Source organism: Paenarthrobacter sp. DKR-5 (assembly GCF_018531425.1).
Classification (GTDB): Bacteria; Actinomycetota; Actinomycetes; order Actinomycetales; family Micrococcaceae; genus DKR-5.
Map to the genome: position 1 here is coordinate 1 of NZ_JAHBOI010000008.1, position 12,724 is coordinate 12,724.

The following is a 12,724-nucleotide window of genomic DNA, read 5'->3' on the forward strand; positions in this document are numbered from 1 at the left end:
TCTACAATCATGAACGGCCGCACGGATCCCTGAACGGCATGACGCCGAAACGCTACTGGGAAACCTGGACGCAAGAAAACCAATTAGCTATCGCATAGACGCTGGACTGCTAACGGGGGCCCAATCAGCTGTCTCGGAAGGCGAGGAGCTAACTGTAGCTGTCGGCAGGCCCGAGCCCGCGGACGACGCTGCAGCACCCCCTCCGCATGCCGATAACAGGACCGCAACGATGGCGGCAAACAGCGAAGAATAAGCCTTCTTATTCATTTGTTCCCCCAGAGAAAAAGATGTGAGCCAGAGCACTGGTGAGTGCTGCATTAGTTCTAGCAGTTCCTACCCCAGGTAACCAATCTACGCGCGACCCGAGAACGCTTGGCCCGCGCACAGGCGAAGAAGGCCGCAATTGAACTGGCTACTTCGAGCTTGGCCGTATGGAAGGGACCGCGTGGGTCATCGCAGGATTAGGCCGTGACGGTATTGCCGGCGACGGGTGCGTAAGACCAGCGAAAACGCCTACAGCTAAGGACACCGCTAGCAGAAGCAAGAACAGAGACACAACCACGCCGAGGCAGCCGACCAGGACGCGCGTTGCGCGATCTGGTCGCCTCACCGCATGCTTTCCCCGACCGGGTAAGGCTGATTGTTTCCCCACTCTCTCAAAGGACGCTGTGGTGAGAATGCCGGGGCTGGTCGGTCCAGCAAGCAGGCGTGAGAGGTAGTCGTACAAGACTTTCACGGCAGCTGCGTCAAGGATCGCAGGAAGCGCTGCTACCGCATCAGGCAGCGAGTCGACGCCGTAGATTTTTACACCGGTACTGGTCACCGCACGCATGTCGGGCTGCCTCACCATACACAGCCAGGCTTGAACGAGATGGCGATGAGGTGGTTCCAAAAGAACCGCCAAGGACGCTGCCTGTCGCAGGGCACCGGATGTGTCCCGTTCCCTGGTGTAGATACCTTGGTAGAGAACCCCGTTGCGCAGATGAACCTCCCCGGACCAGTTCTTCGCGTCGATGACGACGACTCCACCCGGTCCGACGAGCACGTGATCGAGATTGGCCTGGGGCCTTCCGGGCCAGTGGACGTCATGCAGCGCCAGCCATCCGAGCGGCTCCAGTTCAGCGAGTTTTCGAGCGACGATTGCTTCGCCCGCCGCTCCTGCAGCCCATGCGCGCTGCTGGCGCTCCGCCCTTTCGAGTTCCCGCCGTAAGCGCTCCACGCGCTCTGCTGCCAAGCGCGCCTGCTCCGCGGCACCGTCCCCCGCCGTCATTCTTTTCCCCCAGGTTGAGACCTTGCCCGCAAACCATCGCAGGCCAGGATCACTCTACGGGATCAACTTCGAGGAGGGACTGACGGGTTGCGTACCGTTCTCAATCGCCACAGCCACCAGTCAGCCCGAGGTGACGTCCCTTATCCGCTGGTCGTATCGGATCGTGAGTTCCCCGCCCCCGTGGTGCAGTTCGTGGTTCGCGCCCTCCCTGATGCCAAAGGCGCCGTAGTTCTCGTCCCAGGATCGGTTCAGGGCAACTTTGTATTGGTAGAAACCGGCGGGGAGGTCGGCTGTGAGCTTCCAAAGCTGGTCGGCGGGGTCGAAGGCCATTTGGACTTCGTCGTACTGGGGCGCCCAGTCTTCCGGGGCGCCAAGGAGCTTTCCGAAGTCTCCAGCTATGGCGACGGCGTCAGGCTGCCGGAAGGTCTCGGCTGCCGCAGCAGCGGGCGCTTCCACCTCTGCGACGGTCTCGGTGGGTGCGCCTGTGGCGGCGGTAGCCTTTCGGCTCCGGCGCCGCGCGGCCGGTTTCTCCGGGACCTCCGCGGCGACACCAACCGGCGAAGCCTCTGCGGCTTCGGCCTCCTCAGTCCCCGCAACCGGAGCAGCTTCCTTCACCCGATCCGTCCGCTTCGCCGGGGCCTTGGGCAGGAATCCGCGAGGTGCCTTGGTCGGCACGGCAACGTCCTCCGGCACCGGCCTTCCCTCGGCAAGCGCAGCGGCGAACGCCGCCGGATCCCGGAAGGTGACGATGGCGCGCAGTCCGTCGTCGGTGATGGCCCAGCCGCCTTTGCCTTTGCTGAGCCAGCCGGCTTTCACGAGCCTGGCGGTGGCGGCGGTGAGGTTCTTGTGCCCGCGCGGAATGCCGCCGCTGAGGAGCTCGCGTTCCTTCTCGTTCGGCGGGACTCGGGTCAGGGCCTCCGCCAGGACCATGCCGGCGTTGGGGCTCTCCCCCGCCCAAACCGCCGCGGCGAGGATCTCAAGCACCGCTTTCAGCCGAAGGTCTGTATTTTCTGCCAGTTCCGTGCCCATGGCCGTCCTTCCAGCTCCGCCTGATCTCTGGGAAGCTTACCGACCGCCCGCCACCGGGCACTAGTTGTGTCTGCCCCAGAGCTGCAGCCACACCAGCAGCCGGGTCTCGGCGTCGTCGAGGTCGATGCCGAAGAGGGGTTTGATCCGGGAGAGCCGGTAGCGGACGGTGTTCACGTGCAGGCCGAGCTGTTTCGCGACCTCGATGGCGTTGCCGCCGGCGTCGAGGTAGGTGCGCAGGGATTCCTCGAAGGAGGTCTTGTGGGCCGCGTCGTACTCGGCGATAGCCATGGCGTGGTCCCCGGGGAGGTGCCCGGCTTTCTGGAGTTCCATGACGATCTGCCGCAGGTGCAGCCGGGATCCGAGGGACTCCTGGTCCGCGACGACTCCGCTGGAGTCGGGGGTGATGCGCCCTTCGTCCAGGTCCCGGAACAGCTCCCCGAGCACCACCTCGGCCCCGGTGCGGGACTGTTCCAGCCTGCCCAGCGGCGCCGAACGGCCGATACCGGCGACGACGGGCCGGGAGAGCAGCCGGGCGGCGTTCTGCACGACCCGGAGGATGGCGTCGTGGTGGAAGCGCGGCGAGAAGTCGGCGGTCTGCGGCAGGACGATGTAGACGATGTTGTCGGCCAGCCCGCAGACGGCGGCCGGGAGCCGGACGGCGCACGCGGTGCGGACGACGTCGAACAGGCGCAGCCGGGACTGCAGGGTCTCGAGCGCGCCGGGCTGCGGGGGCCAGGAGCTGACAGCCGCGATGCGGACCGACGCTGCGGAGATGCCGAGTTTGAGCGCGGCGACCTCCGCCTGCTCGGGCTCGAAGAGCAGCGGTTTCACCAGGTCCACCTGCCGGGTCAGGTTGGAGACATACGCCGTCCGCCGGTGCAGCAGGTGCAGGGCGGCGACGTTGGCGGCTTCCCGCATCACGCGGGCGGTGTCCGCGCCGATGCTCTCCGCCGCGGTGAGCAGCCAGAGCGAACCGAGCACCGTATCCCCGGCGCGGATGGCGACGGCGCAGCGCCTGAGCCCGGGTTCCTCGGTGACGACGTCGATCACGTCAGAGGCGGCGTGCACCCGCCGGTAGTCGACGTCATTCTGCTCGGTCTGCGGGACGTGCAGCCGCAGGATGGAGTTGCGCCGGGTGTCGTCGATGGGCTGGTCCGGCAGAGTGGAGTAGGCGAGGATGGTCTGCTCTGGATCGGCGATGGCGATCGCACCGCCGGCGAGCGCGGCCACGGTGTTGGCCAGGTCGAACAAATCCCCCGGCCTGATGTCCACGAGCGTCCGGCCGGAGGCCCGGTGCGGGGCAATCGCGGCGTCAATGATTTCCGCTACCTGGTTCCAGGGGGCGGAGTCCGACGCGCGGAACAGCGCAAGTCCAGCGGCCCGGGCGGTGTTCCGCAGCAGTTCGTCGGAGTCCCCGTTGGCCTTGTACACCAGCCCCACGTAGCCGGCCTTCTCCAGTTCCTCCAGCCGCGGTTTGAGCCGCTTGCCGGAGAGGGAGAGCCCGATGCCAAGCGCCACGGCACCCGGGAAGGGGGTGGGCTGCGCGTTCGGGTCGTAGAGCACGGACCCGGAGACGCAGCGGTGCCCGACGTCGGCGGCCTCGACCAGGCTGACCAGCTCGGACCCGATGAGCCTGCTCATCGAATCCACGGTGGGGAGCCGTTCACCGCCGTCGGCCGCGTCCCGCGCCGCCGTCGGCCGGCTGCCGTCCGGCTCTTGGTAGGAGATCACAATCAGAAGGTCCCTTGTTCGTCCCCGGGTCCATAGCCGCCCGGGTGATCCGATTCTAGGCTTGGCCTGAACAAAATCGGCATAACCCGAAAGGCGCCACGTGAAGGTCAGCGATATCAGGCAGCTGGTGCAGGTCAAGGCACCTGTGCTCTCCAGGCAGCGCAGGGTGCTGGCCAACGCCTACAACGTGGCCGAGTTCCGCGCCGCTGCCCGCCGCGTGCTCCCCGCCGGGATCTTCGACTACCTCGACGGCGGTTCCGAGGACGAGGTCACCCTGCGCCGCAACCGCGAGGCGTTCGAGGCCTGGGGCCTGATGCCGACGTGGGGACCCGTCGACGGGCCGGACACGACCACGACCATCCTCGGCAAGCACAGCGCGCTGCCGATCACGCTCACCCCGACCGGCGCCACCCGGCTCTTCCACCCGGAGGGCGAACTGGCGGTCGCCGGGGCCGCAGCAGCCGCCGGTATCCCGTACGGACTGGCCGGCATGAGCACGGTGGCGATGGAATCCATCGCCGGGCACTTCCCGCAGCTGGACCGCTGGTTCAACTTCGGCCTGTCCGGCACCCCCGCGGCCCGGGACGAGAAACTCGCGCGCTGCAAGGCGGCCGGCTTCACCACGCTCATCGTGGGCGTGGACACCCGGGCGCTCGGCTCCCGGGAGCGGGACCTGCGCAACGGCTTCACCGCCCCGCCCAGCCTGACCCTGTCCACCCTGATCGACATTGCCAGCCGCCCGGGCTGGTGGGCCAACTTCCTGCGCGCCGACGGGCTCAGCTTCCCGAACCTGTCCCCGCAGGGCTCAAACCCGACGGTCACCCCGACCATGTGGCAGCAGATCCTGGGCCACTCGGACTCGAGCAGCGGCTGGGCCGAGCTCGAGTCGCTCCGCGAGGCGTGGGACGGCAGGATCGTCCTCAAGGGCTGCGTGAACCCGAAGGACGTCGCCCGCGCGGCCGACGTCGGCCTGGACGCCGTGCAGCTAAGCAACCACGGCGGCCGGCAGCTGGACCACATGCTCAGCCCGATGGACGTACTGCAGGAAGCCCGCCAGCAGGTGGGCGACGGAATCGAGATCTATGTCGATTCCGGCATCCGCCGCGGCACCGACGTCGTCAAGGCCCTGGCCCTCGGCGCCGACGCGTGCTCGATCGGCCGGCCCTACCTGTACGGCCTGGTGGCCGCCGGCTCGGCCGGCGTGAGCCGGGTCATCGAGATCTTCGCCGAGGAACTGCGCCGGACGATGACGCTGGTCGGCGTCTCGACGGTGGCCGAACTGCAGGCGAGGGGCACGGAAGTCGTGCGCGACCTTCGGCACGCCACGCCGTCGACCAATGAGCACCCGGCCGGCACTCAACACGCCACACTGGTATCCACGGCCACGCAGTAGGAATCAGGCAGTAGGAATTTCGCAGCAACAGTTTCAAGACAAAGGACACCCAATGCGCCTCAGCTACACAGTTCCAGCCCTCACCGCGGCGGCCGCCCTGCTCCTGACCGGGTGCGTGGACAACAGCGGATCCTCCTCTGGCAACCCGACCGGCTCGGCCGGAGCGTCCGGTTCCGCGGACACGGTGACCGTGAAGAAGGACGACTCGCTCGCCGCCCAGCTGCCGGACAAGATCAAGAGCTCCGGAACGCTCAACGTCGGCATGGCCAACAACTACCCGCCGAACGAATTCAAGGACCCGAACGGGGCGCCCGCCGGCTGGTCCGTGGACCTGACCAACGCGCTGGGCCAGAAGCTGGGCCTCAAGGTCAATTTCGACATCGGCACCTTCGACAACATCCTGCCCGCGGTGAAGGCCGGCAAGGACGACATGGGCATGTCCTCCTTCAGCGACACGGTCGAGCGGGAGAAGCAGGTCGACTTCGTCAACTACTTCTCCGCCGGCATCCAGTGGGCCTCCCCCGCCGGCAAGACCGTGGACCCGAAGAACGCCTGCGGGCTCAAGGTGGCGGTCCAGGCGACCACCTACGAGGACACCCACGAGGTGCCCGCCAAGTCCAAGGCCTGCACCGACGCCGGCAAGCCCGCCATCTCGATCTTCAAGTTCGACACCCAGGACCAGGCCACGAATGCCCTCGCCGTCGGCCAGGTCGACGCGATGAGCGCGGATTCGCCCGTGACCCTCTACGCGATCTCGCAGACGAAGGGTAAGCTGCAGACCGCCGGCGACGCATTCGAGGTGGCACCGTACGGCATGCCGGTCGCCAAGAACAGCCCGTTCGAGCCGGTGCTGCAGAAGGCTCTGCAGGCCCTGATCGACGACGGTTCCTACCAGAAGATCCTTTCCAAGTGGGGCGTCGAGAGCGGCGGGGTCAAGACGGCCACCATCAACATCGCGTCGAAAGGCTAAGCACTGATGACTCCCCGGGACCCCGGCCGCACGGGCGCAGCAGAGGCTGAGCCGCTCGCGGCCGGGCAGGAAGGCGAAGCGATCAAGGCCATTCCGCTTCGCCACCCGTGGCGCAACCTCGCCGCGGTCATCCTCGTTCTGATGCTGGCGGTGTTCATCATCGACGCCGCCCAGCGCGAGGACTACGGCTGGGCCGACGTCGGCAAGTACATCTTCGACAAGCGCATCAGCGCCGCCGCCCTCGTCACCCTGCAGCTGACGGTGTACGCGATGGTCATCGCCATCGTGCTGGGCCTGGTCCTGGCGATCATGCGTCTCTCCCCCAACCCGGTGCTGAAGAGCATCGCGTGGCTGTACATCTGGATCTTCCGCGGCACGCCCGTGTATGTGCAGCTGGTCTTCTGGGGCATCATGGCGCTGATCTACCCGGTGATCACCATCGGCATCCCGTTCACGACGCCCTGGATATCGATCCCCAACGGGGTCTTCACCAACCTGTTCATCACCGCCGTCATCGGGCTGGGCCTGAACGAGGCGTCCTACATGTCCGAGATCGTCAGGGCGGGTCTGCTGGCCGTGGACCGGGGCCAGGAGGAAGCCTCCCGCGCCTTGGCCATGTCGTGGGGGCAGACCATGCGCTACGTCGTCGTTCCGCAGGCTATGCGCGTCATCATCCCGCCGACCGGCAACGAGATCATCTCCATGCTGAAGACCACCTCGCTGGTGGCAGCCATCCCGCTGAGCATCGACCTGTACGGGGTGTCCCGAGGCATCTCCGCCGTCACGTTCACCCCGGTGCCGCTGCTCATCGTCGCTTCCCTCTGGTACCTGCTGTTCACCTCGATCCTGATGGTGGGCCAGTACTTCATTGAGAAGCGGTTTTCCCGCGGCTCCGGCCAGCGCCGGGCGGCCAAACCGTCGTCCTTTGCGGGCGTGGGCACGACGGCGGCGGTCACCGAGGCACCGACCGGCAACGAACCAGGAGGCAAGGGATGAGCGACCAACCCATGGTGCTCGCGGACCGCGTGTCCAAGAGCTTCGGCACCAACCGGGTGCTGCGCAGCATCAGCCTCAAGGTGGATCCCGGCGAGGTGCTGTGCATCGTCGGGCCCAGCGGCTCCGGCAAGTCCACGTTCCTGCGCTGCATCAACCACCTGGACCGGGTCGACGCCGGGCGCCTCTCGGTGGAGGGCCAACTGGTGGGCTACCGCGAGAAGGCCGGCAAGCTCTACGAGCTCAAGCCCAAGGAGGCCGCCTACCAGCGCCGCGACATCGGCATGGTGTTCCAGCGCTTCAACCTGTTCCCGCACCTGACCGCGCTGGAGAACATCATCCTGGCGCCCATGAAGGTGAAGGGAACCTCCAAGGCTGACGCGTCGGCGAAGGCGCTGGAGCTCATGGACCGGGTCGGGCTGGCCGACAAGGCGAACGAGTACCCGGCGCACCTCTCCGGCGGCCAGCAGCAGCGCGTGGCAATTGCGCGGGCGCTGGCGATGGAGCCGAAGCTGATGCTGTTCGACGAGCCGACCAGCGCCCTGGACCCAGAGCTGGTGGGCGAGGTCCTCGACGTGATGAAGGAGCTCGCCCGCAGCGGCATGACCATGATCGTGGTCACCCACGAAATGGGCTTCGCCCGCGAGGTCGCGAACTCGCTCGTCTTCATGGACGGAGGCGTCGTCGTCGAATCCGGCAACCCGCGCGAGGTGCTCACCAACCCGCAGCACGAACGAACGAAGGCGTTCCTCTCGAAGGTGCTGTAGGGCTGGTCCGGCGCGGTGGCCGGGGGCTTAGACGGCCAGGAGGGCGGCCGCCGGGGGCTTAGACCGCCATCTCCCGGACGATGCGCACCTTCCAGCTGGCGTCGTCGCTGGTATCCAGCAGCGCCACGATTCCGGCGGCGACGTTGACGGCGATGCGCTTGCCGGCGAGCAGGTCCAGGTAGAGCGCTTCGTTCATGCGGGCGGGGACGTCGATGACGTGCTTCACGGCGTCGCGGACCTTGCGGTAGTTGTCGCTGCGTTCGCGCAGCTTCACCACGTCCTGGCTGCCGCGCAGCTTGAGCCGGGCTTCGTGCCGGTTCAGCCAGGACACGGCGGCGTGCACGGCGACGACGACGGAGAGCGCGACGGCGTAGGCGAACCAGCCGTCGGACATCAGGAACAGCGGCAGGTTCGCGATTGCCACGATCGCGATGAACAGGCGCAGGGCGAGCAGCCGGCGGACGGTCAGCGCCGCGTTCTCCATGGCCGCCCTGAAGCCGTGGGCTTCCTGGCGGGCAGCGCCGGCGTCGAGCAGGATCTCCTGCAGCAGGATCATGCCGTGCGCGTCGGCATTGGCGAACTGTCCGTACCGGGGCGCGGCGGGACGGTCCAGTTTGGACTGGGGCAGTTCGGGCAGGGGCTGGTGGAGCGAGGCGGGATTGTTGGGCGTTTCCGGCGTCGAGGGTGTCGTGGCCACGGCGGAGACCTCCGAGTTTCTAGCGAGGCGCATCCGGCGCAAAAGCGGACAGCACTGTCCAAGTTGCGGGCGGATGCCGGCGGGTGGATTGCTGGCATTATAGCCCACCAAGCAGGGTGCCGTCTCGGGTAGTTTCCCAGCCGGGATTCAGGAAGCAATCCTGCCGCTCCGGGAGGCGGGCGGGCCCATCGGCTCTATCCTTCGGGGCCTGGCTGCATTAGCGTCATCCCAACTGCGCTGACTGCAGTTGCACCGGCGCCGGCCACGAAAGGGATTGACATGCTGCCTGACGCGGAACACCCCGTGGTAATCCTCGACGAGCCCGAATGCTGGGACCTGCTCCTCGGGTCGACGCTGGGCCGGCTCGCCGTGAGCGTACGGAACCAGCCGGAGATTTACCCCGTGAACTTCCTGGCCCACGACGGCAAGATCCTGCTGCGCACCTCACAGGGCGACAAGCTCGTGCAGCTCACCATCAACAACACCGTGGCCTTCGAGACCGACGGCCGTTCCGCCAACTCGGTGTGGAGCGTGCTCGTCAAAGGCGTGGCCCGGGAACTGGACACGCAGGCCGAGATCGACGCCGCGCGGCAGCTCCCGCTGCGGCCGTGGACTCCCACGCACAAGGGAGTGTTCGTGGAAATCGAGCCGACGAACGTCACCGGCCGCCGGATCGCGGTGGGTCCGGAGCCGGAGTAGCCTCTCCGCGGCGCCGGGCTGCCGTTCAGGCCGGGGCGCTGCCGAGCGCCCGGGCGACCTTTGCTTCCAGGGCAGCGAGCGCGGCGTCCGGCAGGGCAATGAGTCCGTCCAGTTCCCGCCGGGCGCGTTTGTAGGCCGTCTGCCGCTCGGCCGGAGTGGCGGCCTCATCGACGGCGATCGTCAAGAGCTGCCGCGCGGTGGCCAGGCGCTGCCGCTCGGGCCCGCTGAAGTTGCTGTCCTTCACCCGCCGGGCTTCGCGCTCGGCGACGTCGAAGGCAACCTCGAACGCCGTGACCGCGGAGCGGTACTGTTCCAGCGCCGCCTTGTCCCTAAGCTCTTCGGGTTGATCCGGATGCAGGGCGTCAGCCTCGCGCTTGGCCCGCAGGAACCCCACCGTGAGCGGTTCGCGCACATCGGACATCATTGGGAAGTCGATCAGCTTGGCCACGTCCAGCTCGTACTCGAGCCAGCGCTTGTTCACCGCATCGTGGGCGTTCATCAGACGGCGGACCTCGTCCACGCGGACCTGCTCGGACTGCTGGGCCTGGTTCTTCAGGTTGTAGAGCTCGACCCTCCGCTGGTGCCGCCGCTCGCTGGCCCGCGACCAGGACCGCGCCCAGCCGCCCGCTACCCCGCTCAGCGGGAAGACAAGCCACCAGAAATGGCCAACGAAGTCGAGGACGGGCTGCATTTCTCCATCGTCCCACCGGGTTTCACGCCGCGGTAGGTGCTGGCGAGCCAACTCTGCCCGCGGACGGGCCGCCGGCCTGCGTTTCGGCGCCGTCCGGGGTCGCCCGGAGCGATCCGCGGGCAGAGTTGGCGGGGCCACGCCCATCCGGCCACCGCTCCGGCGCCGAACCACAGCTATAGGTTTGATGTGGACGGAAAGGGACACCTGATGGGGAGCAACAGCAGACAACGATGGGCCGGGCTCGCGCTGCTGCCCTTCCTCCTGGCAGGCATGGCCGGATGTGCGGTGAACGCCTCCGCCCCGGCCGCCACGCCGACGGCTTCCGCCTCGACAACAGCTTCCGCGTCGCAGGCAGGGTCCGCAACGTCTGCCACCGCCAAAGCCGCGGAATCCCACCCCGACGGGGACCCGGTGAAGATGGTGTGCGGCGACGAAATCAAGCAGAAGGCCCAGCAGATCCTCGGCCTACCCGGGCTCCCGGCAACCACGCCCTCCGAAGACAACGGAATCTACAGCTGCACTTACAAGACCGCCGACGGCGTCATGGTGCTCTCGGTGAAGAAGTCCGCGAGCGCTGCAGCCGCCAAAGCGTACTTCGCCGGCTACACGCCCACCCTCCCGGGCGCGAAGCCGATCGAGGGGATGGGCAACCTGGGGCTTCCCGCCGCGCAGACCCCCGGCGGCATCGTCGTCTTCGTCAAGGACGACATGACGCTGACCGTCGACACTTCCTGGATGCCGGCCACGGTCGGGCCGCACGGGGTATCTCGGGGCGCCGTCGCCTACCAGCTGGCCACCGACGTGATCGCCTGCTGGAGCGAATAAAAAAAGTTTGCCCAGGCACCCATCCGTGATGCCGGACACAGCGAACTAAGGGTGTCAGAACGATTCATCGGCACGACGCGGGCCCCTTGCGGACCGCCCCTCACCTGGAGGAACCACCCCATGAAGAAGTCAGCATTCCTCGTTGCCCCCGCCCTCGCCCTCGGAGCCCTCGCCCTTTCGGGCAGCCCGGCCATGGCGGCGGACACCACCACCTACCAGGCCAACCTGGCGTCCATCAACGGCAGCAGCGCGTCCGGCTCGCTGATGATCACCCTCAATGGCGACCAGGCCACGGTCTCCGAGCAGGTCTCCGGTCTGGCGGCCACGTTCGGCGGCAAGCCCTACCCGCACGTGCAGCACATCCACATCGGAGGCCAGGGCATGTGCCCCACCCCCGCAGCTGACACGAACAAGGACGGCGTCATCAGCACCACTGAAGGCGGCCCGGCTTACGGCGGCATCGGCACCACGCTCTCCACCAGCGGCGACACCAGCCCGGCCGCGGGCCTTACCCTGACCGCCGCGCCGTCCGGCCCGACCATCAACTACAACCGCACCTTCACCCTGGATGCCAAGACCGTCGCGTCGCTGAAGAGCGGCAAGGCCGTCGTCGTGATCCACGGCCTCGACCCGGCAACCCTGCCGGCCGGCGCGCAGAAGGAGAAGAGCGATCTGGTGCCGTCCCTGCCGCTGGCAGCGACCTCCCCGGCCGCCTGCGGAACCCTGATGGCCATGCCGGCGGGTGCTCCGGGCACCGGCATCACCACCCCGGCGCAGGACCAGGGTCCTGACATGGGCCTGATCGCTGCCGGTGGTGGCCTCGTCGCCGCAGCCGGTGCTGCGTTCGCGGTTCGCCGCAAGATGGCCTCCACCAAGGCCTGAGCCAAGGGGATTTGAACCCAGGTGACTACCAAACCTGAGATCAACGGCCGCCGCGGACGTGTGTTCGCGTCCGCGGCGGCCGCCCTGCTCCTGGCCGGGGGCATCACCACCATCGGGCTGGGCCTGAATGCGGGCCAGTCCCGCGGGGACGGTCCGGCTTCGGCGGCGGTGGCAGTTTCCGCGCCGGCGACGACGTCGGCCTCCCCCGCGCCGGGCACGGCCTCGCCAAGCAGCAAGGCCGCCACCCCGCCGGCTCTGAAGCCCAGCATCGCCATGAAGGCCTCGACGCCGCTCTCGGTCCAGGCCCCGGCCATCGGCCTCTCCACCCCGCTGCTGCAACTGGGACAGCAGGCCGACGGCGAGGTCCAGGTCCCGCCGGGCGAACCGGGCTCCCCCGCCGGCTGGTACAAGTACTCGCCGACGCCGGGTGAAACCGGTTCGTCGGTGATCCTCGGCCACGTCAACAACACCCAGAGCCCGATCGGCGTCTTCTACCGGCTGCACGACATGCGGCCCGGCCAGCAGATCACGGTCACCCGGGCGGACCACACCATCGCCGTCTTCACCGTGGACCGCGTGGACGTCTATCACAAGTCGAGCTTCCCGACGGTCAAGGTCTACCGCAACGCGGACCGGCCGGAACTGCGGCTGATCACCTGCGGCGGCTACGACCCCGCCAGCGGCGAGTACCTGGACAACACCGTGGTGTACGCCCACCTCGTCTCGCACCACGCCGCCTGACCGCTTGCCCGCCGCCTCCCGCGCCGGTCCCCTGCG

At 67.8% G+C, this 12,724-nt stretch carries 13 protein-coding genes; 8 read left to right on the forward strand and 5 right to left on the reverse strand.

The genetic code is table 11. The annotated features are described in order from the left end of the window. Nucleotides 1-412: 412 nt before the first annotated feature. The 3 genes from KIH31_RS15755 to KIH31_RS18435 all read right to left on the reverse strand — a co-directional run bounded on the left by KIH31_RS15755 (nucleotide 413) and on the right by KIH31_RS18435 (nucleotide 4,030). A complete protein-coding gene (locus tag KIH31_RS15755; RefSeq protein WP_214428094.1) occupies nucleotides 413-1,270 on the reverse strand; it encodes an NERD domain-containing protein in 858 nt (285 codons plus the stop codon). Between the two features lie 120 nt (nucleotides 1,271-1,390). Then, a complete protein-coding gene (locus KIH31_RS15760) occupies nucleotides 1,391-2,299 on the reverse strand; it encodes a glycosidase (RefSeq protein WP_214428095.1) in 909 nt (302 codons plus the stop codon). A gap of 60 nt (nucleotides 2,300-2,359) precedes the next feature. Then, complete coding sequence (locus KIH31_RS18435; RefSeq protein WP_214428096.1) at nucleotides 2,360-4,030, reverse strand: CdaR family transcriptional regulator; 1,671 nt, start codon at nucleotides 4,028-4,030, stop codon at nucleotides 2,360-2,362. 100 nt (nucleotides 4,031-4,130) lie between these two features. On the opposite strand from KIH31_RS18435, the gene KIH31_RS15770 reads away from it, so the two are divergent. Genes KIH31_RS15770 through KIH31_RS15785 form a run of 4 tightly spaced genes read left to right on the forward strand, consistent with a single transcriptional unit; the run spans nucleotide 4,131 to nucleotide 8,153 of the window. Next, nucleotides 4,131-5,423, forward strand: coding sequence for an alpha-hydroxy acid oxidase (locus tag KIH31_RS15770; protein WP_214428097.1), 1,293 nt, complete (start codon nucleotides 4,131-4,133; stop codon nucleotides 5,421-5,423). Between the two features lie 52 nt (nucleotides 5,424-5,475). Then, a complete protein-coding gene (locus KIH31_RS15775) occupies nucleotides 5,476-6,393 on the forward strand; it encodes an ABC transporter substrate-binding protein (RefSeq protein WP_214428098.1) in 918 nt (305 codons plus the stop codon). A gap of 6 nt (nucleotides 6,394-6,399) precedes the next feature. Then, on the forward strand, nucleotides 6,400-7,389 hold the full coding sequence (locus KIH31_RS15780) for an amino acid ABC transporter permease (RefSeq protein ID WP_214428099.1): 990 nt from the start codon (nucleotides 6,400-6,402) through the stop codon (nucleotides 7,387-7,389). Further along, nucleotides 7,386-8,153 (forward strand): amino acid ABC transporter ATP-binding protein, encoded by a 768-nt coding sequence (locus KIH31_RS15785; RefSeq protein WP_284676038.1) that lies wholly within the window; start codon nucleotides 7,386-7,388, stop codon nucleotides 8,151-8,153. Before KIH31_RS15780 ends, KIH31_RS15785 begins: the two co-directional genes overlap by 4 nt. Nucleotides 8,154-8,211: 58 nt before the next feature. Here the strand turns inward: KIH31_RS15785 and KIH31_RS15790 are convergent, their stop codons facing one another. After that, the gene (locus KIH31_RS15790) at nucleotides 8,212-8,850 is read right to left on the reverse strand and encodes a hypothetical protein (RefSeq protein WP_307857680.1); all 639 of its coding nucleotides are present in this window, start codon (nucleotides 8,848-8,850) and stop codon (nucleotides 8,212-8,214) included. Nucleotides 8,851-9,129: 279 nt separating this feature from the next. On the opposite strand from KIH31_RS15790, the gene KIH31_RS15795 reads away from it, so the two are divergent. After that, nucleotides 9,130-9,549, forward strand: coding sequence for a pyridoxamine 5'-phosphate oxidase family protein (locus tag KIH31_RS15795; RefSeq protein ID WP_214428100.1), 420 nt, complete (start codon nucleotides 9,130-9,132; stop codon nucleotides 9,547-9,549). 25 nt (nucleotides 9,550-9,574) lie between these two features. Here the strand turns inward: KIH31_RS15795 and KIH31_RS15800 are convergent, their stop codons facing one another. Further along, nucleotides 9,575-10,240 (reverse strand): hypothetical protein, encoded by a 666-nt coding sequence (locus KIH31_RS15800; RefSeq protein WP_214428101.1) that lies wholly within the window; start codon nucleotides 10,238-10,240, stop codon nucleotides 9,575-9,577. Nucleotides 10,241-10,447: 207 nt separating this feature from the next. Between KIH31_RS15800 and KIH31_RS15805 the strand changes: the two genes are divergently transcribed. The 3 genes from KIH31_RS15805 to KIH31_RS15815 all read left to right on the forward strand — a co-directional run bounded on the left by KIH31_RS15805 (nucleotide 10,448) and on the right by KIH31_RS15815 (nucleotide 12,688). Next, a complete protein-coding gene (locus KIH31_RS15805) occupies nucleotides 10,448-11,065 on the forward strand; it encodes a hypothetical protein (protein ID WP_214428102.1) in 618 nt (205 codons plus the stop codon). Between the two features lie 120 nt (nucleotides 11,066-11,185). Then, nucleotides 11,186-11,947 carry a hypothetical protein gene (locus KIH31_RS15810; protein ID WP_214428103.1) on the forward strand — a complete coding sequence of 254 codons (762 nt, stop codon included), beginning with the start codon at nucleotides 11,186-11,188 and terminating at the stop codon, nucleotides 11,945-11,947. A 21-nt stretch (nucleotides 11,948-11,968) separates the two neighbouring features. Next, entirely contained in the window at nucleotides 11,969-12,688 is a 720-nt protein-coding gene (locus KIH31_RS15815; RefSeq protein ID WP_307857681.1) for a class F sortase, read from the forward strand. Nucleotides 12,689-12,724 lie beyond the last annotated feature (36 nt).